Below are 21,089 nucleotides of genomic sequence, written 5' to 3'. Positions count from 1 at the left end.
GCGCGGATACGGGCGCCGAGGTGTCCGTCACCTCGGGCAGGGCCACATCACGGGGCACTCAGACTCCTCACGTCGAGTCCAGATTCTCCAGTGTATCCGCGCCGGAGACGCCCGCCTTCCCGCCTGAGATCAGACGGCCACCAAGGAGCGCACGTCGACGCCGGTCAGGCGGTCACGGCCCTTGAGGAAGGCGAGCTCCATCAGCACCGAGACGGCCACGACCTCGGCACCTGCCCGGCCGACCAGCTCCACCGCCGCACGGGCCGTGCCGCCCGTGGCGAGCACGTCATCGACGATCAGGACGCGGTCGCCCGGGGCGAATGCGTCGCTGTGCACCGCGATGACGGCGGAGCCGTACTCCAGATCGTAGGGCTCTTCGAGCACCGCGGCAGGGAGTTTTCCCTTTTTACGGATGGGCACGAACCCCGCCCCCGCCTTGTAGGCGACGGGCGCGGCCAGGATGAAACCGCGGGCCTCGATGCCCACCACCTTGTCGACGTCCAACTCATCGGCCAGGGCGTCCACCACGGCGGCGAACGCGGTGCGGTCGCCGAGCAGCGGCGTGATGTCCTTGAACACGATGCCGGGGCTGGGGTAGTCCGGCACGTCGCGAATGTGGCCGAGGATCGTCGCGGTGAGGTCGCTCATGGGGATTTGGGACTTCCTTCCTGACTGCAGCGAAGCGCCCCCGTGACACCGGCGAAGGGATCACGGGGGCGCCGCGGGACGTGACGCGCGGCTAGCGTTTCTTGCGCTTGGGCGCGGCCGCCGCGCCGTTGGCCGAGGCCGCCGGGCCGGTGGACGTGGCCGCCGTGGCGGGTTCCTTGCCCTTGGCGCCGGACGGGGCGTCCTGCGCGGACCCGCCCTTGTTGGAGGCGAGCCGCTTGGCGATGGCCATGTACTTCGGCTCGCGCTCCTTGAGGTTGACCAGCAGCGGCGTCGCCACGCACAGCGAGGAGTACGTGCCGACGATCATGCCGACGAAAAGCGCCAGCGACAGGTCCTTCAGGGTGCCCGCGCCGAACAGCGTGGTGCCGATGAACAGGATGGCCGCCACCGGCAGGATCGCGACCAGCGTGGTGTTCAGCGAGCGGATCAGCGTGTGGTTGAGCGCGTTGTTCGCCGCCTGGGTGTAGGTCATCTTGGAGGTCGTGCCGAGCTTGGCCGTGACCTCCTTGATCATGTCGAACACCACGACGGCGTCGTAGAGCGAGTAACCGAGGATCGTCAGGAAGCCCAGCATCGTGGCCGGGGTGACCTCGAACCCCGACCAGGCGTAGATGCCGGCGGTGATGACCAGGTCGTGGAGCAGCGCGACCACCGCGGCCAGCGCCATCTTCCACTCGAAGGCCATCGTGAGGTACAGGATGATCGCGATCATGAAGACGATCAGGCCGATGACGGCCTTCCTGAGCACCTCGCCGCCCCACGTCGGGCCGATGATCTGCTTGCTGATCTGGTTGCCCGCGATGCCGAACTCCTTGGCGACCGCGTTCTGGACCGTGGTGACCTCGGCTGCCTTCAGGCTCTGGGTGGTCACCCGCCACCGGCCACCGGCCTCCTGAACGGTGACCTGGTGGGCGCCGGCGCCCTCGACCGTGGAGCGGACCGTCTCGATCGTGGACGAGGCCGGCTTGTCGAAGCTGAAGACCGAGCCGCCCTTGAACTCGATGCCCAGGTTGAGGCCCTGGATGACCAGACCGGCGATGGAGATCACCAGCAGCAGGCCGGACAGCAGCGACCACAGCTTGTAACGCCCGACGAAGTCGATGTCGACCTCGCCGCGGTACAGGCGGCGGCCGATCGAACCGATGCGCGACATCAGCCCTCCTGCGAAACGGTCGTGCGGGCGGCCGCGGGCGCCTCGCGGCCCATGCGCTCGGCGTCGAGGCCGGACAGCTTGTGGCCCTTGGAGAAGAACGACAGCCTGGCCAGCAGCGCGACGAACGGCTTGGTGAACAGGAACACCACGACGATGTCGATCAGCGTGGTGAGGCCCATCGCGAAGGCGAAGCCCGCGACGCCGCCGACCGCCAGGAAATACAGGACCACGGCGGCGATGAACATGACCGCGTCGGCGATCAGGATCGTGCGCCGGGCGCGGACCCAGGCGACCTCGACGGCCACCCGCAGCGAGCGGCGGCCCTCCTTCATCTCGTCACGCATGCGTTCGAAGTAGACGATGAAGGAGTCGGCGGTGATACCGATGGAGACGATCAGACCGATGATGTGCGGCAGCGACAGCCGGAAGTTGGCGTTGTGGCCGAGGATGACCACCGCCTCGTAGGTGAGGGTCGTCGCCACCGCGAGGCTCGCCACCGCCACCAGGCCGAGGCCCCGGTAGTACAGCAGGGAGTAGATCACGACCAGCACCAGGCCGATGGCGCCCGCGAGCAGGCCGCCCCGGAGCTGGTCGGCGCCGAGCGTGGAGGAGACCTCCTCGATCGAGCTCTGCACGAACTTCAGCGGCAGGGCGCCGTACTTGAGCTGGTTGGCCAGGTCGGTGGCGGTCTTCTGGGTGAAGCTGCCGGAGATGCGGGCCTGGCCGCCCGGGATCGGCTCCTCGATGACGGGGGCGGAGATGACCACGCCGTCGAGCACCATGGCGAGCTGGTTGCGCGGCTGCGGGGCGCTGGTGATCTGACCGGTGATCTTCGCGAACTCGCTGGCGCCCTTGCTCCTGAAGTTGACCTGGACGATCCACTCGCCCGTGGTGGGGTCGACACCCGAGTTCGCGCCCGCGACCTCGGTGCCCTTCACGGCGGCCTTGTCCAGGATGTACTTGGCGACGCCGTCGTCGCTGCAGGCCGCGAGCTGCTTGTCCGGGTTGTCCTGGACGCCCTGACCGCGGTCCTTCTTGGTGCAGTCGAGGGTCTTGAACTGCTCGGCCACCGCAGGGTCGACGCCGCTCAGGTCGACACCGGCGAGCGGGTCCTCCTGGGCGGGGGGCGCCGACGCGGGGGCGGTGGGCGCCGCGGAGCCGCTGGGCGCGGCCGAGCCGCTCGGCGCCGGGGTGGCCTTGCTCTTGGCGTCGCCCTTGGCGTCGCCCGTAGCGGACACGGAGGGCGCAGGGGTCGGGTTGGTCAGCGCGGAGGACAGCGCCCGGCCGGCCGGGGTGCCGCTCGGGACCGGCTTGGCCGTGGCGGTGGGCTTGGCGGTCGTGCTCGGCTCGGCCGACCCCGAGGGGGCGGGGGTCGCGCCGCCGGACGGGGCCGGGGTGGCCGGGGCGGTCGGCAGCTTGCCCGGCGTGGCGTTGGCCGCCGCGACCGCGAGGACTTGACGGAAGCGCAGCTCGGCCGTGGTGCCGACCAGCTTGACGACCTCCTCCTGGCCGGCGCCGGGAACGGAGATGACGATGTTGTCGCCTGCCTTGGCGACCTCTGCGTCGGAGATGCCGCTGCCGTTCACCCGGTCACGGATGATGTTGACGGCCAGGTCGAGGCTCTCCTGGGAAGGCGTCGCACCGCTCTGCGTGACCGGGGACAGCGTCACCGTGGTGCCGCCGGCGAGGTCGAGGCCGAACTTCGGCACGAGTGCCTTCTGCAGGAGCATCACCCCGCCCATGGCGAGGATGAGCGCCAGGAGCGCCAGGAGCACGCGCCCCGGCTTACTCTGGCTACTGGTCGATGGGGCCACTGGTGGTCAGTTCTTTCGTCAAGAGGGGTTTGCCGTGAGCCTACTCAGGACTTCGTGTTAGTCGAGCCCTCGTCTCCCCGGCGTTCCGGGGCGTTGTTCACCGTCTCATCGGTTACGGAGTCCCGAACGCCCGGGGTCCCGTCTTCACCGTCTTCATTTTCCACCGTCTCCTCGACCGGAGTGACCACGCGGCCGATGGAGGCCTTGATCCAGCGGGTCTGGACGCCGGGCGCGATCTCCAGGATCAGGTCGTCGTCCTCGACGGCGGAGACGGTGGCGAACAGGCCGGTCGTGGTCATCACCCGGGTGCCGGGCGTCAGGTTGCTCTGCATCTGCACTTGCTCCTGCTGCCGCTTGCGCTGCGGGCGGATGAGCAGGAAGTAGAACACCACGACCAGCAAGATCAGTGGCACGAACGATCCAAGGCCCTGCACGGGGCTTCCTTCCGGTTAAGGACTGACCGGCCTGGCGCCGGAGGTCTGGAGGCGATGGGCACGGCAGCACACTGATCATGTCAGCGTACACGGCCAGCCAAGCCACGGAGTTTAGGCGAGCTTGTCAAAGCCCGGCAACGAACCCACGCTCTAGCGAGCAGGAAAGTTCCCGTTGTAGCCGATCTGTGACCAGCCGATACGACGATTTTGAAACTTTCGGGACCGCCTCCGCCCGGGGACGGGGACGGCGTCCGGAGCAGGGCGTTCACCCGCCGGGACGGGCTTCACCAGGGGCGGGAGGCCGCACGCGCGCGGCCGGGGGCCTCGGAGTCGCTGTAAAGACGCCTGTCAGAAACCCCCCGTATCAGGGATCTTCGAAAAGTGCCGGCAGGCCCGGGGCCCCGAACACGTCCGGCGGAGGGGTGAGCCCGAGGTGGGCCCAGGCGGCGGCGGTGGCGACCCTCCCCCGGGGGGTGCGGGCGAGCAGCCCCTGGCGGACGAGGAACGGCTCGGCGACGACCTCGACGGTCTCGGGCTCCTCGCCGACGGCCACCGCCAGGGTGGACAGACCCACGGGGCCGCCGCCGAACTTGCGCAGCAGCGCGCCGAGGACGGCCCGGTCGAGCCGGTCGAGCCCCTCGGCGTCCACCTCGTACAGGTTGAGCGCGGCCGAGGCGATGTCGCGGCTGATGACACCGTCGGTGCGGACCTCGGCGAAGTCGCGGACCCGCCTGAGCAGGCGGTTGGCGATGCGGGGCGTGCCCCGCGACCGGCGGGCGATCTCGTGGGCGGCCTCGTCGGGGAGCCGCAGCCCGAGCAGGCTCGCCGACCGGCGCAGCACCTGCTCGAGCTCCTCGACGTCGTAGAAGTCCATGTGGGCGACGAAGCCAAAGCGGTCGCGCAGCGGCGCGGGCAGCAGCCCGGCGCGAGTCGTGGCGCCGACCAGCGTGAAGGGCGCGATCTCCAGCGGGATGGCGGTGGCGCCGGGGCCCTTGCCGACCACGATGTCGACGCGGAAGTCCTCCATCGCCAGGTAGAGCATCTCTTCCGCGGGGCGGGCCATGCGGTGGATCTCGTCGATGAACAGGACCTCGCCCTCCGACAGCGTGGAGAGGATGGCCGCGAGGTCGCCCGCGCGCTCCAGGGCGGGCCCGGAGGTGAGGCGCAGGGGCATGCCGAGCTCGGCCGCGATGATCATGGCGAGGGTGGTCTTACCGAGGCCGGGCGAGCCGCTCATCAGCACGTGGTCCGGCGGGCGCTCGCGGCGCAGCGCGCTCTGCAGCACCAGGGAGAGCTGCTCACGCACCCGGCTCTGGCCGATGAACTCGCTCAGCCGCTTGGGCCGCAGCGCCGACTCGATCGCCCGCTCGTCGCCCTCGGCGTCCGGCGACACCAGATCTCTGTCCAGGCTCATCGCGGGCCCCTATCGCACGCTCAGGGCCCGCAGGGCCGCCTTCAGCAGGGTGGCGACCTCCGGCACGCGGCCGGCGGCCTCCTCGGCATCGGCCTGGGGCGAGACGGCGGCGATCGCCTCGTCGGCGTCCCTGGAGGAGTAGCCGAGGCCCACCAGGCCCGCGTGCACCTGCTCGCGCCACATCTGCCGCCGGGCTCGCCCGTTGAGCGCGGCGTCCACGGCCTGGTCCGGCGTGCCGAGCTTGTCCTTGAGCTCCAGGATGATGCGCTGGGCGCCCTTCTGGCCGATGCCCGGCACCATGGTCAGGGCCTTGACGTCGGCGCTCGCGACGGCGACCCGCAAGGAGTTCGGCGCGTGGACGGCGAGCATGGCCAGCGCCAGCCTCGGGCCGACGCCGGAGGCGGTCTGGAGCATCTCGAAGACCACGCGCTCGTCGTCGGTGGCGAAGCCGTAGAGCGTCAGGGAGTCCTCGCGGACGACCAGGGAGGTGGCGAGCCGGGCCTGCTCCCCCGGGCGCAGCGTGGCGAGCGTGGCGGGCGTGCAGTGGACCAGGACGCCGACGCCGCCGACCTCGACGACCGCAGAGTCGGGGGCGAGGGCGGCGACGCGGCCGGAGACCGAGGCGATCACGGGGTTCCCTTCGCGGACGTCGCGGCCGCCTTCGCCTTGGCGACGGCCGCGGCCAGGCGGTTCTGCGTGCCGCCCCGCCAGATGTGGCAGATGGCGAGCGCGAGGGCGTCGGCGGCGTCCGCGGGCCTGGGCATGGCGTCGAGGCGGAGCAGGCGGGTGACCATGGCGCCGACCTGGGCCTTGTCGGCGTTGCCGTAGCCGGTGATGGAGGCCTTGACCTCGGAGGGGGTGTGCAGGGCGACGGGGAGCCCGCGGCGGGCGGCGCAGACGATGGCCACGGCCGACGCCTGGGCCGTGCCCATCACCGTGCGCAGGTTGCTCTGGCTGAAGACCCGCTCGACCGCGACGGCGTCGGGCCTGAGCTCGTCGAGCCAGCGCTCGATCTCGGCCTCGATCGCGACGAGGCGGGCGCCGATGTCGTCCCCGGCGGGGGTGCGGGCGACGCCGACCTTGACCAGCGACAGCGGTGCGCCCGCGCGGCCCTCGACGGCGCCGAGGCCGCAGCGGGTGAGCCCGGGGTCGACCCCCATCACCCTGAGCTCCGGTAGCCGCACCGGCACGCCTCCCCAGATCGCCGAACACATGTTCGGCCCCGAACTCTACCCCGGCGGGCGCGGCGGCGCACCCAGGGACACGCGGCCGGGCTCAGAAGTAGTCGATCATGTAGGGCTTGGCGGCGAAGGCGGCGCCGAGGAGATCGTCCGAGCCGGCCGTGCCTCCCGACAGCAGCCCGGCGCGGCGCACGCTGCCGGCCTGGACCCCGGCGAACAGGGCCGAGAAGCCGCCGATCGTGAGGCGCGGGACGTCGCCGCCCTCGGACGCGGTGGCCCGCACGGCCTGGCCGCGGCCCGAGGCGATGGTGAGACGCCAGGCCCCGGAGTTGGCGGGGCGCTGCGGGTCGGCCACCTCGACAAGGGTGTCGGCGGACACCCCGGCCGGGTAGCCGTTCCCCAGTGCCTGAAGATGAAGCCAAAGCATTGCAGGCGAATCCGGTAGCCGTTTCTAGGAGGTCAGCGAAGTCGTCGTCATCCCTGCGATCTCGGGGCACGATGGTGACGCTCACGATGCCGTCCATCGACAGGCAATGGCCATGCCCCCACTGCTCGTAGTCGTTGATCCTGCGCGTCTACCAGGCGGTCGTCACCGCAGACCCGAGGTAGCGGCCTTTGGACAGGGACGGCTACACCGGAGCCAGCCGCGGCGCTACGCTACCAGCCCGGGAGGGACCGAACACCCGCTTGCGGTTGTCCAGCACGGCACCGAGAGGTCGTCGGCCGTCAGGTCACGGATCTCCACGACCGACAAACCTACGGCGGACCACCGGAACGGGTCGAACCCTTTTCAGGCGGCCCGCCGGCGTGGTCAGGCGGTACCTATGGCCGCGTGTCCGGGGCGCACTTCAGGCGGTGTTCTTCCGTCGTCACTCGGAAGGGCTCGCTCCTCACCCTTCCTCCCTCCTCCAGAACACCGCCGCGCCCCGAACAGGGTCAGTCGAGCTTGGCGAGGACGTCGTCGCTGACGTCGAAGTTGGCGTAGACGTTCTGCACGTCGTCGCTGTCCTCGAGGGCGTCGATCAGGCGGAACACCTTGCGCGCGCCGTCCTCGTCCAGGGGGACGCTGAGCGTGGGCAGGAAGCTGCTCTCGGCCGAGTCGTAGTCGATGCCGGCGTCCTGGAGCGACTTGCGGACCGGGACCAGGTCACCGGCCTCGGAGACGACCTCGAAGGACTCGCCGAGGTCGTTGACCTCTTCGGCTCCGGCGTCCAGGACCGCGGCCAGCACGTCGTCCTCGGCCAGCTCACCCTTGGGGACGATCACGACGCCCTTGCGGTTGAACATGTAGGACACCGAGCCGGGGTCGGCCATGGAACCGCCGTTGCGCGTCATGGCCACGCGGACCTCGGAGGCGGCGCGGTTGCGGTTGTCGGTGAGGCACTCGACCAGCACCGCCACGCCGCCGGGGGCGTACCCCTCGTACATGATGGTCTGCCAGTCGGCGCCGCCCGCCTCCAGGCCGCCGCCGCGCTTGCGCGCGCGCTCGATGTTCTCGATCGGCACGGAGTTCTTACGCGCCTTCTGGATGGCGTCGTAAAGGGTCGGGTTGCCTTCCGGGTCCGGACCACCGGTCCGGGCCGCCACCTCGATGTTCTTGATGAGCTTGGCGAAAAGCTTGCCCCGCTTCGCGTCGAGCGCGGCCTTCTTGTGCTTCGTCGTCGCCCATTTGGAGTGGCCGGACATCGGCTAGAGCTCCCTCACCATCTCGACAAAATACGAATGAACCCGCGTGTCCCCGGTCAGCTCGGGGTGGAAGGACGTCGCGAGCAGAGGTCCCTGCCGGACCGCGACGATCCTATCCCCAGGCTCGGCCAACCCCAGCACCTCGACGTCCTCGCCCACGGATTCGACCCATGGGGCGCGGATGAAGACGGCTCGCAGCGAACCGCGGCCCGCGAAATCCAAGGATGCCTCAAAAGAGTCGATCTGGCGGCCGAAGGCGTTGCGGCGCACCACCATGTCGATGCCGCCGATCGTCTGCTGGCCCTCGATGCCGCCCTCGATGCGGTCGGCCAGCATGATCATTCCCGCGCACGAGCCGTAGGTCGGCATGCCGGACTTGATGCGCACGCGCAGCGGTTCGAGCAGCTCGAAGGCCTCGGCGAGCTTCCACATGGTGGTGGACTCACCGCCCGGGATGATCAGCGCGTCCACGGCGTCGAGCTCGGCCGGGCGGCGCACGGCGACGGCCCTGGCTCCGGCGGCCTCCAGAGAGCGGGCGTGTTCACGCACGTCGCCCTGAAGGGCGAGCACGCCGATCGTCGGCGTGGTCGTCGTGGTCGGCGCAGAGGTCACCGTGGTTCCTTCCCCTCACTGCACGGGTCGTCGCCCGCTGGTCGTTTCCGGGGACGCGGCGGACATGGTGGACACGGCGGACACGGCCCCTCGCGGCCGTCACCTGCCGGCGGTCGTCCTCGAAGGCCCCGGACGCGGCGGATGCGGCGCGCGTCAAAAGCGTAGGGCCATGCGGAACAACGTCCCAAACCGCCCAGGGCTTCCCCCGCCGGAGGCCCGGGACGCCAGGCGGACTCAGGGCTGGCGCAGGAGTCCGGGGACCTGGTCGGGCACCTCGAAGGTCGCGGCCGTGAGGGCGGGGGCGCCGGGCGTGCTGACGTACCGCAGGATCTTGAAGTCGGCGACGACCGCGGTGGGCGTCACCTTCACCATGAGGTATCCGCGGCGCCTCAGGTGGAACTTCAGATGGGGGTTCTTGTCCAGCAGGGCGTCCCTGGCCCGGTCGTGGTCGTGGCCGTCGCCGCCGCTGCTGATCGAGGTGACGGCGAGCTCGGTGCCGACCAGGCGCGAGGACTCGTCGTCGTAGTCGAGGGCCAGGTCCCCCGCCCAGTGCGAGTGGACGTCGCCGGTCAGCACGATGGCGTTGCGCACCCCGGCGTCGACCCAGCCGCGGGTGACCCGGGTGCGGGAGGCGGAGTAGCCGTCCCAGGAGTCCTGGCGCACCTTCTTCTCGCCGCTCGTGTGCTTGTCGCGCTGTCCGAAGAAGACCTGCTGGCCGATGATGTCCCACAGCGCCTTGGACTCGCGGAAGCCCGCCAGCAGCCACCGCTCCTGCTCGGCCCCCGTGATCGTGCGGTTCTCCACGCGCGACTCCGGGCACTCCTGGAAAGAGGCCCCGCAGATCAGCGGGTCGCGGTACTGGCGGGTGTCCAGCAGGTGGATCGTGGCGAGGGTCCCCCAGCGCACGCGCCGGAACAGCTTGATGGCCGGGCCCTTCGGCACGGCGGTGCGGCGCAGCGGCATGTGCTCGTAGTACGCCTGGAACGCGGCCTCGCGCCGCTCGGCCGGCAGCAGGCTCATCCAGTTGTTGCGCACCTCGTGGTCGTCCATGATCGGCAGCCACGGCGCGACCGCGTGCGCCGCCCGCAGGTCGGCGTCGGTCTTGTACAGGGCGTGCCTGCGGCGGTACTCGGTGAGCGTGCGTGCCTCGGGCCCCTCGTGCTCGCGCGGGTTGCCGCCCGGGCACGGCATCTCGCCCTTGCCGTACTCGTAGATGTAGTCGCCGAGGTGCAGCACCAGGTCGGGACGCTCCTGGGCCACCCTGCCGTAGGCGGTGAAGTGGCCGTGCTGGTAGTTGGCGCAGGAGGTCACGGCCATGCGCAGCGCGCCGGGCAGCGACGCCGGAGCCGGGGCCGTCAGCGCGCGGCCGATCGGCGAGACGTACTGGCCCGCCTTGAAGCGGTACCAGTACTCGCGGCCCGGCTCCAGACCGGCGACCTCGGCGTGCACGCTGTGCGCCCACTCGCGCACGGCCTCCTCGGTGCCGCGCCGGACGACCCGCGCGCAGGCCGGATCGGTGGCCACCTCCCAGTAGACCGTCACCGGCGCGGACGGCATCCCGCCGAGACCGTCCTCGGCCAGCGGCGTGGGCGCGAGCCGCGTCCAGATGACGAAACCGTCGGGCGCGGGATCGCCGCAGGCGACGCCCAGCGTGAACGGGTCCCCATAGGAGACCCGCAGGGGTGGCATTCCGGACGCCAGCCCCAGCACGAGGAACGATCGCCTGTCGATCACATGACGATCATCGACTATTCACAGCAAACGCCAGGCATAGGGAATCCCAGGTCAGAGGGGATATTTCTGGCGATGCCTCTTTGGCGCGGCCCCATACGGAGGCCGCGCCACGGGAGCCCCTACCAGCCGCGCGTGGCCAGGCGGTCGGCCTCGGGAAGGGTGGAGACGTTGATGCCGACCATCGCCTCGCCAAGGCCGCGGGAGACCTTGGCGATCACGTCGGGGTCGTCGTAGAAGGTGGTGGCCTTGACGATCGCGGCGGCGCGCTTGGCCGGGTCGCCCGACTTGAAGATGCCGGAGCCGACGAACACGCCCTCGGCGCCGAGCTGCATCATCATCGCGGCGTCGGCCGGGGTGGCGATGCCGCCCGCGGTGAACAGCACGACGGGCAGCTTGCCGGACTTGGCGATCTCGGCGACCAGCTCGTACGGGGCGCGCAGTTCCTTGGCGGCTGCGTACAGCTCGGCCTCGTCCAGGGACGCGAGGCGCTTGATGTCGCCGCGGATCTGCCGCATGTGGCGGGTGGCCTCGACGACGTTGCCGGTGCCGGCCTCGCCCTTGGAGCGGATCATCGCCGCGCCCTCGGAGATGCGGCGCAGGGCCTCGCCGAGGTTGGTGGCGCCGCAGACGAAGGGGACGGTGAAGGCCCACTTGTCGATGTGGTTGGCCTCGTCGGCGGGGGTGAGCACCTCGGACTCGTCGACGTAGTCGACGCCGATGGCCTGCAGGACCTGCGCCTCGGCGAAGTGGCCGATGCGGGCCTTGGCCATCACGGGGATGGAGACGGCCTGGATGATGCCGTCGATCATGTCGGGGTCGCTCATGCGCGACACGCCGCCCTCGGCGCGGATGTCGGCCGGCACACGCTCAAGGGCCATGACGGCCACCGCGCCGGCGTCTTCGGCGATCTTGGCCTGGTCGGGCGTGACGACGTCCATGATGACGCCACCCTTGAGCATCTCGGCCATGCCACGCTTCACACGGGCGGTGCCGGTGACAGCGGGGTCGGTCACTTCGGGGGTGCTGCTGGACACGGTCTTACCTCACGAGGGCGACAATGGGTTCAGGTCCATGGTAGGCGCTGATCAGCGTCCGCCTGGACGCTACCGATCGTCACAAGTGACGCCGATTTTTGGACAAGCCGTACGACCCGCGGGCGGGCTCAGGGCTGGACGGGCTTGGGAGCGGCGAGGACGACCCACACCTGGCCCCGGCCGAACGTCATCGGCTCGCCGTCCGGGGTGGTGAACTTGGTGCCCGTCTTCTCCGAGCCGCGCGACCACTTGGCCGTGTAGGCCTTTCCGTCGCGCAGGACGACGGCCTTGCCGGTGCCTGTGGTCTGGATCAGCGGCGTGTAGCTGCCGGTGAAGTCGTGGAACTGCGAGCGGGTGGTCTTGGCGTACTGGACCACGATGGTCGGCGCGCCGAGCTGACCGCCTTCGGCAGCCATGTCCGGCTTGCCGTCCTGGGCCACCAGCCAGCGCTTCTGCGCCGCGGACCAGGTGAAGGTGAACCGGGCCGCCGGATATTTTACGGTAAAGCTCTTCTTGGGTACCCCGCCCGCCGGGGCGTCGCCGAACTCGAAGCCGATGTCGCGGGCCTTGGTCGCCTTGGGCGCGCCCGCCAGCAGCTTCTTGGTGTCGGCGAACAGGTTGTAGGGCGCCACGCGTCCCGGCTGCCGGAAGTACGCGCCCGGGTCCGCGCTGTCGGAGACGTCGAACAGCGACGCCTCCCTGACCAGCGGGATCATCTTGGTCTGCACGCCGGAGTAGGCCAGCGCGGGCTTGCCGAACATCGGGAGCAGGTGCAGGTCGGAGATGCGGGCGCTGCGGACGGGCCCGACCTTCGCCGGCATCTTGGAGGAGAAGATCGCCATGAGGCGGGTCAGGCCGCCCTCCACCTGCTCGACGAACACCAGGTCGGCGCTGCGCAGGCCGAGCTGCGGCTTGCCGGACGCCGTGTTCTCGATCTTCACGGCCAGCACCGGCCTACGGCTCGCCACCGGCTGCCCGGTGAACGGGTGCTCCGGCGGCGGGGCGGGCGACGAGGACGCCAGGTCGGCGGGCGCCGTCTGCTGGGACGCCGGCGTGGCCCCACCGGAGGACGAGCAGGCCACGGCGGGCGCCAGAAGGGCCGCCCCTGCCAGGGCGACGCCGATCACCCGTTTTGCTGGCATAGCTGCGGCTCCTCCCGATTTCTCCTGGAAATGCCACGAAGCTTACCTACGGCGGACACCGCTGATACACGAGATCAGACGAGTCGCGTCACTCGCGTCTCTGGCGCTCCTCTGGCCCCGTACGCGGCGGAACGCTCCACCGTCTCCCGGGCGCGCGCGGCGCCGCGGCCGGGCGCTCGTTCAGGTCTGCTGGGCGAAGGAGGCGGGCTCGGCGTCGTCGATCTCGAAGTAGGACGGCGGGTCGGTGTGGCCGGCCAGGCGCAGGGTGCGCGCGAGCCAGCGGCGCTGGGCGCGCCGGGTCACGTCCACCGCGTTGTTGTAGAACCGGCGCGAGTAGATCACCTTGGTGACGGCGGTGTCCAGCTCGGCCACCAGCGCCGCTCCCCCGGGGGCCTCGGCCAGGCGCTCCCGGAAGCGCTCCTGGTCCATCACCGCCCTGACGGTGCGCGACAGGTCGCTCTCGGCGTGCTCGCGTTCGTCCGGCCCCGCGGTGCGGGCCTCGTGCGTCGCCGCGGCCAGAACCAGGCTGGTCGCGGGGTCGAGCACCCGTGACGCGGCCAGTTCCATGCAGACGGCGGCGCGGCTGATCAGCGCGGCGTCCAGCGCCGCCCGGGCGGTCTCCAGGCGGATGTGCATGCGGTCCAGCCGCCCGGCCCTCCAGGAGATGTAGACGGCGGCCAGCGCGATGATCGCGCCGACCAGCAAGACGATGGTCATCGTGTTCACAGGACGGCCCCGCGTTGCTCCTCTTCCACGCCGCCGGAGCCCGTCGCCGCCACGGTCTCGTAGACGCGGACGACGTCGCGGGCCACGGTCGACCAGTCGTACCTGCGGACGGCCACGCGGGCCTCGTCCGAGAGCTTGGCGCGCCGCTCGGGGGCGTCCAGCAGGGCGGCCGCCTCGCGGGCCAGCGACCCGGCGTCGCCGGTGGCGAACAGCGCGCCCGCCTGGCCCTCGCCGAGCACCTTGCGGAAGGCGGGGATGTCGCTGGCCAGCACGGTCGCCCCCGCCGCCATCGCCTCGGCGAGGACGATGCCGAAGCTCTCGCCGCCGGTGTTCGGCGCGCAGAAGACGTCCACGGAGTGGTAGGCGCGGGCCTTGTCCTCCTCGCTGACCATGCCGAGGACGCCGACCCGGTCGCGCAGCGCCGCGGGCACCTTGGACAGCACCTCGTCGGCGTCGCCCGGCCCGGCGACCAGCAGCCGCAGCCCCGGACGCTCCGGCGCCAGCAGCGTGAAGGCCTCCAGCAGCACCGGCAGGCCCTTGCGGGGCTCGTCCATGCGGCCGAGGAACCCGATCACGCCGCCGTCGGGACCCCAGCCCGGCAGCGGCTCGGCCTGCGCGTACCGGCTCACCGTGACGCCGTTGGGGATCAGCACCGCGTCGCCGCCCATGTGCTCCACCAGGGTCTTGCGTGCGGCGTCGGACACGGCGATCCTGCCGGTGATCTTCTCCAGCGCGGTGTGCAGCACCGGCGCCGTGACCGACACCGCGCGCGAGCGCTGGTATGAGGCGTGGAAGGTGGCCACGATGGGGCCGCGGGCCGCCCAGCAGGCCAGCAGGCCCACCGACGGGACGGCGGGCTCGTGCACGTGCAGGACGTCGAAACGTCCCTCGCGCAGCCATTTGCGCACGCGGCCCGCCGACAGGAAGCCGAACGCCAGGCGCGCCACCGAGCCGTTGTAGGGCACAGGGACGGCGCGGCCGGCGGAGGTGACGTAGAACGGCAGCGGCGCGTCGTCGGAGGCGGGGGCAATGACCGAGACGTGGTGACCGTCGGCGATGAGCGCCTCGGCGAGGTCGCGGACGTGCGCCATCACGCCGCCGGGCACGTCCCAGGTGTAGGGGCACACCATGCCGACCCTCATGGGGCGGTCACCGGGGCTCCAGGTCGTCCAGCCAGATGCGCTGCAGCATGTGCCAGTCCTCGGGGTGCTCGGTGATGCCTTCCTGGAAGGCGCGCGCCATGGCCTGGGTCATGGCCGCGATCTTCTCCTGCCGGGAGCCCTCGGCGGGGACGGGGACCTCGTCGTGGATGTGCAACCCCCAGCCGTCGCCGTCGAACCACAGCGTGGCCGGGTGCAGCGGCGCGCCCGTCTGCAGGGCCAGGAGGGCGGGGCCCGCGACCATGCGCGTCCTGCCGTCGAAGAAGTCGACCTCGACGCCCTTCTCGGTCAGGTCGCGCTCGGCGGGCAGGCAGATCGCGCGTCCCTCGCGCAGCCGCCGGGCGAGCGTGCCGAAGGCGTGCGCGGTGCCGCCTCCCTTGGCCGTGAGCGGCAGCACCTCCATGCCGAGGCTCTCGCGGAACGCGACGAACCGCTCGTACAGCGACTCGGGCTTGAGCCGCTCCATGACCGTGGTGAACGGGTGGCCGCTGTGGATCAGCCAGGCGCCGGCGAGGTCCCAGTTGCCCATGTGCGGCAGGGCCAGCACGATGCCCCTGCCGGAGGCGATCGTCGAGAAGATCTTGTCCCCGCCTTCGACCCGCATGCCGGCGAGGATGCGCTCCTTGCCGATCACGGGCAGGCGCAGCGCCTCCATCCAGTAGCGGAAGTAGGAGCGCAGGCCGGCCTTGCTGAGGTCGCGCACGGACGGGTCGGCGGCGTCCTTGCCCGTCACGCGCGCGAGATTGGACTCCAGGCGCCGGACGGACTTGCCCTGACGCCGCCACATCAGGTCGGCGATGAGTTGGAACGCCCACCTGGCCACCGGCTCGGGCACCCTGGGCACCAGGACCCAGCCGAGGTGGAAGGCCCAGACCACGAGCCGATCAGCCAATGCGAGGCTCACCCCCAGAAGTCGTGAGACGTCCTACGTCGCGTGAAGAACGCCGTACGTTCATGTTGGCACCGTCTGGCGGTAAACGTGGAGGATCCGCTGCCCGGCGGTGAACGCGCTGGCCGCGGCGAGCAGCCACAGCCCCGCCGCCAGGATGTACGGCACGCCGAGGCCCGACAGCCCGGCGGCGACCAGCACGACGAGCAGCCGCTCGGACCGCTCGGCCAGGCCGACGTCGCAGGTCAGGCCGAGCCCCTCGGCGCGCGCCTTGGCGTACGAGACGACGGCGCCGGCGACCAGGCAGAACAGCGCGACGCACGCGAGGACCGTGTCGCCCGTGGACATGAACCACAGGATCAGCCCGGAGAAGATCGCCGCGTCGCCGACGCGGTCCAGGGTGGAGTCGAGGAACGCCCCCCAGGTGCTGGTGGTGCCGAGCATCCGCGCGAGCACACCGTCCAGCAGGTCGGCGAGGACGAACACGGTGATGACGACCGTGCCCAGGAACAGCTGCCCGCGGGGGTAGAAGCCCAGAGCTCCCGCCGCCACGCCGAGCGTGCCGATGACAGTGATGACGTTAGGACTGATCCCCCGGCGGGCCAGCGCCTGGCCCAACGGGGTCAGCGCGCGGGTGACGGCGGGGCGCAGGAGCTTCAACATCGCGGTCCGATCGTAGGACACCTGGGGCACGAGATTCGAACGAGACCTGATGAGGCGGCCCCTGACGTGCGAAATCGGGTGCGTTGACCCGTGCCGGAGGGGTAAGGGAAGGAGACGGGAGGGCGACCGTCCGGCGAACAACGGGACACGTTCAGGCGTCGATTCGCAAGCACAATTGCCCGAGCCCTCTTGTGATCCGCGCCACAGAGGTAAAGGGTGTAGGGCACCGCGCTCTCTCGGGCGGCGGGCGCGGCGGCGGACGATGTGGCCGCGCGCGGCCGCATCTCACGGCGAAACGCGGGAGGCGACGTGCCGGAGAAGACCACGGGCGGACCAGCAGGAGCCGCGGGCAGGGCACCCTCGGCCGACCGGCCGGATGCGGTGCGCAATGTCGCGCTGGTCGGCCATTCCGGATCAGGCAAGACGACGCTCGTCGAGGCGCTGCTGGCCGCGACGGGGACCATCCAGCGCACGGGCCGGGTGGAGGACGGCACCACGGTGAGCGACTTCGACGAGGTCGAGATGCGCCAGCAGCGCTCGATCAACCTCGCCCTCGCCCCCGTGACGTACAGCGGCATCAAGATCAACCTTCTCGACACTCCCGGGTACGCCGACTTCGTCGGTGACCTGCGGGCGGGCCTGCGCGCGGCCGACGCCGCGCTGTTCGTGGTGTCGGCGGCAGACGGCATCGACGGGCTCACCCGCATGCTGTGGGAGGAGTGCGCCGCGGTGTCCATGCCGCGCGCGGTCGTCATCACCAAGATCGACCACCACCGCGCAGACTTCGACGAGGTGGTCGCCACCTGCCAGGACGCGTTCGGTGACGGCGTCGCCCCGCTCTACCTGCCCGTGGTCGAAGACGGGCATGTCAAGGGCCTGATCGGGCTGCTGACGCAGAAGTTCTACGACTACGCCTCGGGCGCCTGCGCCGAGACCGAGCCGGGCGCGGCCTACCAGGAGCAGATCGAGACCTACCGGGGCACGCTGATCGAGGGCATCATCCAGGAGAGCGAAGACGAGTCGCTCATGGACCGGTACCTCTCCGGCGAGGAGATCGACACCAAGGTGCTGATCGACGACCTGGAGAAGGCCGTGGCGCGCGGCGGCTTCTACCCCGTCCTCGCCACCTGCGCCAGCCCGTCCGCCGGCGTCATCGTCGGCATGCGCGAGCTGCTGGAGGTCATCACCCAGGGGTTCCCCTCGCCCATGGAACACCCGCTGCCGGAGATCACCACCATCGACGGACGGCCGGCGCCCGCGCTGACGTGCGACCCCGAGGGGCCGCTGGTCGCCGAGGTCGTCAAGACCACCAGTGACCCGTACGTCGGGCGCTTCAGCCTCGTCCGGGTGTTCTCGGGCACGCTGCGCCCCGACATGGTCGTGCACGTCTCCGGGCACGGCATGGCCGACCGCGGCCACGAGGACCACGACGTCGATGAGCGCATCGGTGCGCTGTCCTCGCCGCTCGGCAAGACGCAGCGCACGACCACCAGGTGCGTCGCCGGGGACATCTGCGCGGTGGCCAAACTCGGCCGCGCGGAGACCGGGGACACCCTCTCGGACAAGGACTCGCCGCTGCTCATGCGGTCCTGGGCGATGCCCGAGCCACTGCTGCCGGTCGCCGTCCGCGCCCGGTCCAAGGCCGACGAGGACAAGCTGTCGCAGGCCCTGGCGCGCCTGGTCGCCGAGGACCCGACGCTCCGCCTGGAGAACAACGCCGAGACCCGGCAGCTCGTGCTGTGGTGCATGGGCGAGGCCCACGCCGACGTCCTGCTCGACCACCTGTCCAAGCGCCACGGCGTCGAGGTCGAACGCGTGGACCTGCGGGTGCCGCTGCGCGAGACCTTCGGCGGCAAGGCCCAGGGCATGGGACGCAACGTCAAGCAGACCGGAGGGCACGGCCAGTACGCCATCTGCCACGTCGAGATCCAGCCGCTGCCCTCGGGCGGAGGGTTCGAGTTCGTCGACAAGATCGTCGGTGGTGTCGTGCCGAGGCAGTTCATCCCCTCGGTGGAGAAGGGCGTGCGCGCGCAGATGGAGCGGGGCGTGCTCGCGGGCTACCCCGTCGTGGACATCCGGGTGACGCTGTACGACGGTAAGGCGCATTCGGTGGACTCCTCTGACATGGCGTTCCAGATTGCGGGACAGCTCGCGCTCAAGGAGGCGGCGGCCAAGGTCCCGGCGCTGCTGCTCGAACCCGTGGACGAGGTCTCGGTGCTCGTCGAGGACGACCACGTCGGCGCGGTCATGTCCGATCTGTCGTCCCGCCGGGGACGCGTGCTCGGCACCGAGCCGGTGGGCGTCGGGCGCACGCTGGTCAAGGCCGAGGTGCCCGAACTGGAGATCACCCGCTACGCCATCGACCTGCGATCCATGTCGCACGGCACCGGGACCTTCCACCGGTCGTTCCTGCGGTACGAGCCGCTGCCGTCGCATCTGGCCGACAAGCTGCGGTCGGCGGCCGAATAGCCGGGAGGGACGGGGGCGATCGGGGGGCACGTCCGGATCGCCCGTGACCGTCTCGCCGGCGAGCGAATCGGAGGACCGGCGGCGACCCGGGGTCCGGGCGGACGCGCCCGGACCTTCCCGGCGTCGTCCGCCTCGGGAGGCGTCCCAGTGAGCCACACGACCCGGTCGGATCGGGCGCCCTCCACGGCGGAGGGCGCCGGGTCCGTGCTGTTCAAGGGCGGCGTTGATACCGGCTGTTCCACCGGCCGCCGGGGCTACGGTAAGCCATATGTCACCCGCGCGGCGTGGCCCTTCGCCCACAGATCGCCCGGCCCGGGAACGCCGGATCACGGGAGACGGCCCGTCCGCAGGTGGACGCCGGATGGACGACCCTCGTGCTGTCCCTGCGACCGGCGGCGGCCCGCGATATCAGGAGCAACATCCGCCACGCCGACCCCTGTGATCACGATCACATCACAAGACGATTTCTTTTATCGGGCCTTACCATCTCTTTGCCGATGCCAGACTGCTGTCTCATGCGAAACGGACATCGGCCTCTGGCGGCCGCGGCCGCCATCGCGGTGGTCACCACCGGCCTCGCGTACTCCTTCGGCCCCGGCGCCACCCCCGCCGACAGCGAGAGCCGGCGCGCGCCCGCGTCGGGAAGCCGGGCGGCGAGCGAGGCGTCCGCGAAGGCGTGCGAGGTGAGCGCCAAGTTCCCCAAGCGGCAGCTCCGGGGCGTGTGGATCGCGACCGTCCACAACGTCGACTGGCCATCGAAGACCGGCCTCACCCCCGAGCGGCAGCAGGCCGAGTACACCCGCATCCTGGACGAGGCCGTCAGGCGCAACTTCAACGCGGTGTTCGTGCAGGTCCGCCCGGCCGCGGACGCGATCTACAAGTCCCCCTTCGAGCCCTGGTCGCAGTGGCTCACCGGCACGGCGGGCAAGGACCCCGGGTGGGAGCCGCTGCCCTTCCTTATCGCCGAGGCGCACCGGCGCGGGCTGGAGTTCCACGCCTGGTTCAACCCCTACCGCGCGTCCGACAAGGACGACATGAGCAAGCTGCCGGCCACCCACCCCGCGCGGGTGCATCCCGAGTGGGTGATCAGGCACGAGGGCAAGCTGTACTTCAACCCCGGCCTGCCGGAGGTCCGCGCCTACACGACGCAGATCGTCACGGACGTCGTGCGGCGGTACGACATCGACGGCGTGCACTTCGACGACTACTTCTACCCGTATCCCGGCAAGGGAACGAAGTTCGCCGACGCCGCCGCCTTTACGAAGTACGGCAACGGCAAGTCGCTGGCGGCCTGGCGGCGCGGCAACGTGAACAAGCTCGTCGCCGAGGTCGGCCGGGCCGTCCACGCCGCCAAGCCGCACGTCAAGTTCGGGATCAGCCCGTTCGGCATCTGGCGCAACAAGTCCGACGACCCCACCGGCTCCGACACCAAGGGCCTGTCGGCCTTCGACGCCATCTACGCCGACGCCCGCGCCTGGATCAAGGCCCGGTCGGTCGACTACGTCATGCCCCAGCTCTACTGGCCGCGCGGTTTCGCCGCCGCGGACTACGCCAGGCTCGTGCCCTGGTGGGCGGACGCGGTCAAGGGAACCGGCGTTCACCTGTACATCGGGCAGGCGCTGTACCGGGTGGGCACCAAGGACGCGCCGGCCTGGACCAAGTCCGGCGAACTGCCCGCCCACCTGGCGCTCAACCGCAGGTACCCCGAGGTCATGGGGGACGTCTACTTCAGCGCCGCGCACCTCGGCAAGAACCCGCTCGGCGTGCTGGACAAGATCGCGAAGGACCACTACCCGCGGCCCGCACTCCTGCCCCTGGTGGAGGCGCGCGGGGGCGCCGCCCCGGCCGCGCCCACAGGGCTGCGCCGGTCGGGCGGCATTCTGGTCTGGAAGCCCTCGGCCGGGGCGCGCGCGTACGCCGTCTACCGCGTGGCGGGCGCCGAGCCGGACGCATGCGCGACCGCAGACGCGCGCAACCTTCTCGCGGTGGTCCCCGCCACGGAGGCGCCCGAGCAGTCGTTCCCCGTCAAGACCGGCGGCACCTACCTCGTCACCGCCCTGGACCGCCTGACCAACGAGAGCGCCCCCGCCACGGCCGTGCTCCCCTGATCCTCGGGCTCCCACACGTCACCGGCCGCCCTGGCCCGGACCTCGTTTTCCACAGGTCCCGGCGGGGCGGCCGGGTTTTCCACAGATCTGATCCGCGTGGACGTCGCGGGTCGCCGGGCGGTCTACTGTGGGACCCGCGGACGCCCTCGGCGGGTCCCGGCGGCCTGGCTGCCCCGCCCGCCACCTGGGCATCCGGCCGTT

At 71.0% G+C, this 21,089-nt stretch carries 19 protein-coding genes; 2 read left to right on the top strand and 17 right to left on the bottom strand.

What is annotated here, in order from left to right; genetic code table 11:
* Positions 1-129: 129 nt before the first annotated feature.
* The 17 genes from AB0H21_RS28675 to pgsA form a co-directional block, all read right to left on the bottom strand.
* Positions 130-648, bottom strand: coding sequence for an adenine phosphoribosyltransferase (locus AB0H21_RS28675; protein ID WP_358522499.1), 519 nt, complete (start codon positions 646-648; stop codon positions 130-132).
* A gap of 91 nt (positions 649-739) precedes the next feature.
* A complete protein-coding gene (secF, locus tag AB0H21_RS28670; RefSeq protein ID WP_358522497.1) occupies positions 740-1,822 on the bottom strand; it encodes a protein translocase subunit SecF in 1,083 nt (360 codons plus the stop codon).
* On the bottom strand, positions 1,822-3,597 hold the full coding sequence (secD, locus tag AB0H21_RS28665; RefSeq protein ID WP_358522494.1) for a protein translocase subunit SecD: 1,776 nt from the start codon (positions 3,595-3,597) through the stop codon (positions 1,822-1,824). Before secD ends, secF begins: the two co-directional genes overlap by 1 nt.
* An 83-nt stretch (positions 3,598-3,680) precedes the next feature.
* Positions 3,681-4,049 (bottom strand): preprotein translocase subunit YajC, encoded by a 369-nt coding sequence (yajC, locus tag AB0H21_RS28660; protein WP_358522491.1) that lies wholly within the window; start codon positions 4,047-4,049, stop codon positions 3,681-3,683.
* A gap of 385 nt (positions 4,050-4,434) precedes the next feature.
* Positions 4,435-5,484 (bottom strand): Holliday junction branch migration DNA helicase RuvB, encoded by a 1,050-nt coding sequence (ruvB, locus tag AB0H21_RS28655; RefSeq protein WP_358522488.1) that lies wholly within the window; start codon positions 5,482-5,484, stop codon positions 4,435-4,437.
* A gap of 9 nt (positions 5,485-5,493) precedes the next feature.
* Entirely contained in the window at positions 5,494-6,114 is a 621-nt protein-coding gene (gene ruvA / locus AB0H21_RS28650) for a Holliday junction branch migration protein RuvA (protein ID WP_358522486.1), read from the bottom strand.
* The gene (gene ruvC, locus AB0H21_RS28645) at positions 6,111-6,644 is read right to left on the bottom strand and encodes a crossover junction endodeoxyribonuclease RuvC (RefSeq protein ID WP_358522617.1); all 534 of its coding nucleotides are present in this window, start codon (positions 6,642-6,644) and stop codon (positions 6,111-6,113) included. The genes ruvA and ruvC overlap by 4 nt, the downstream gene beginning before the upstream one ends.
* 115 nt (positions 6,645-6,759) lie before the next feature.
* The gene (locus AB0H21_RS28640) at positions 6,760-7,092 is read right to left on the bottom strand and encodes a sterol carrier protein domain-containing protein (protein WP_358522484.1); all 333 of its coding nucleotides are present in this window, start codon (positions 7,090-7,092) and stop codon (positions 6,760-6,762) included.
* 509 nt (positions 7,093-7,601) lie between these two features.
* Complete coding sequence (locus AB0H21_RS28635; protein ID WP_358522481.1) at positions 7,602-8,351, bottom strand: YebC/PmpR family DNA-binding transcriptional regulator; 750 nt, start codon at positions 8,349-8,351, stop codon at positions 7,602-7,604.
* 3 nt (positions 8,352-8,354) lie between these two features.
* Positions 8,355-8,963, bottom strand: coding sequence for a pyridoxal 5'-phosphate synthase glutaminase subunit PdxT (gene pdxT / locus AB0H21_RS28630; RefSeq protein WP_358522478.1), 609 nt, complete (start codon positions 8,961-8,963; stop codon positions 8,355-8,357).
* A 234-nt stretch (positions 8,964-9,197) separates the two neighbouring features.
* A complete protein-coding gene (locus AB0H21_RS28625; protein WP_358522475.1) occupies positions 9,198-10,697 on the bottom strand; it encodes an alkaline phosphatase D family protein in 1,500 nt (499 codons plus the stop codon).
* 119 nt (positions 10,698-10,816) lie between these two features.
* Entirely contained in the window at positions 10,817-11,731 is a 915-nt protein-coding gene (pdxS, locus tag AB0H21_RS28620) for a pyridoxal 5'-phosphate synthase lyase subunit PdxS (RefSeq protein WP_358522473.1), read from the bottom strand.
* A 128-nt stretch (positions 11,732-11,859) separates the two neighbouring features.
* Positions 11,860-12,873: a DUF3048 domain-containing protein gene (locus AB0H21_RS28615; RefSeq protein WP_358522470.1), complete on the bottom strand. Its 1,014-nt coding sequence runs from the start codon at positions 12,871-12,873 to the stop codon at positions 11,860-11,862.
* 180 nt (positions 12,874-13,053) lie between these two features.
* A complete protein-coding gene (locus tag AB0H21_RS28610; protein WP_358522467.1) occupies positions 13,054-13,590 on the bottom strand; it encodes a hypothetical protein in 537 nt (178 codons plus the stop codon).
* A 5-nt stretch (positions 13,591-13,595) separates the two neighbouring features.
* On the bottom strand, positions 13,596-14,741 hold the full coding sequence (locus AB0H21_RS28605; protein WP_358522465.1) for a glycosyltransferase family 4 protein: 1,146 nt from the start codon (positions 14,739-14,741) through the stop codon (positions 13,596-13,598).
* Positions 14,742-14,748: 7 nt separating this feature from the next.
* Positions 14,749-15,651 (bottom strand): phosphatidylinositol mannoside acyltransferase, encoded by a 903-nt coding sequence (locus tag AB0H21_RS28600; RefSeq protein ID WP_358522463.1) that lies wholly within the window; start codon positions 15,649-15,651, stop codon positions 14,749-14,751.
* 60 nt (positions 15,652-15,711) lie between these two features.
* Positions 15,712-16,311 (bottom strand): phosphatidylinositol phosphate synthase, encoded by a 600-nt coding sequence (gene pgsA / locus AB0H21_RS28595; RefSeq protein ID WP_358522615.1) that lies wholly within the window; start codon positions 16,309-16,311, stop codon positions 15,712-15,714.
* Positions 16,312-16,620: 309 nt separating this feature from the next.
* Between pgsA and AB0H21_RS28590 the strand changes: the two genes are divergently transcribed.
* Together AB0H21_RS28590 and AB0H21_RS28585 are read left to right on the top strand one after the other, a co-directional pair.
* The gene (locus AB0H21_RS28590) at positions 16,621-18,780 is read left to right on the top strand and encodes an elongation factor G-like protein EF-G2 (RefSeq protein ID WP_358522460.1); all 2,160 of its coding nucleotides are present in this window, start codon (positions 16,621-16,623) and stop codon (positions 18,778-18,780) included.
* Between the two features lie 515 nt (positions 18,781-19,295).
* Positions 19,296-20,888: a family 10 glycosylhydrolase gene (locus AB0H21_RS28585; RefSeq protein WP_358522457.1), complete on the top strand. Its 1,593-nt coding sequence runs from the start codon at positions 19,296-19,298 to the stop codon at positions 20,886-20,888.
* Positions 20,889-21,089 lie beyond the last annotated feature (201 nt).

The organism is Sphaerisporangium sp. NPDC051011, from assembly GCF_040653595.1.
Lineage (GTDB): Bacteria > Actinomycetota > Actinomycetes > Streptosporangiales > Streptosporangiaceae > Sphaerisporangium.
This window is presented reverse-complemented; position numbering and strand designations above follow the sequence as displayed.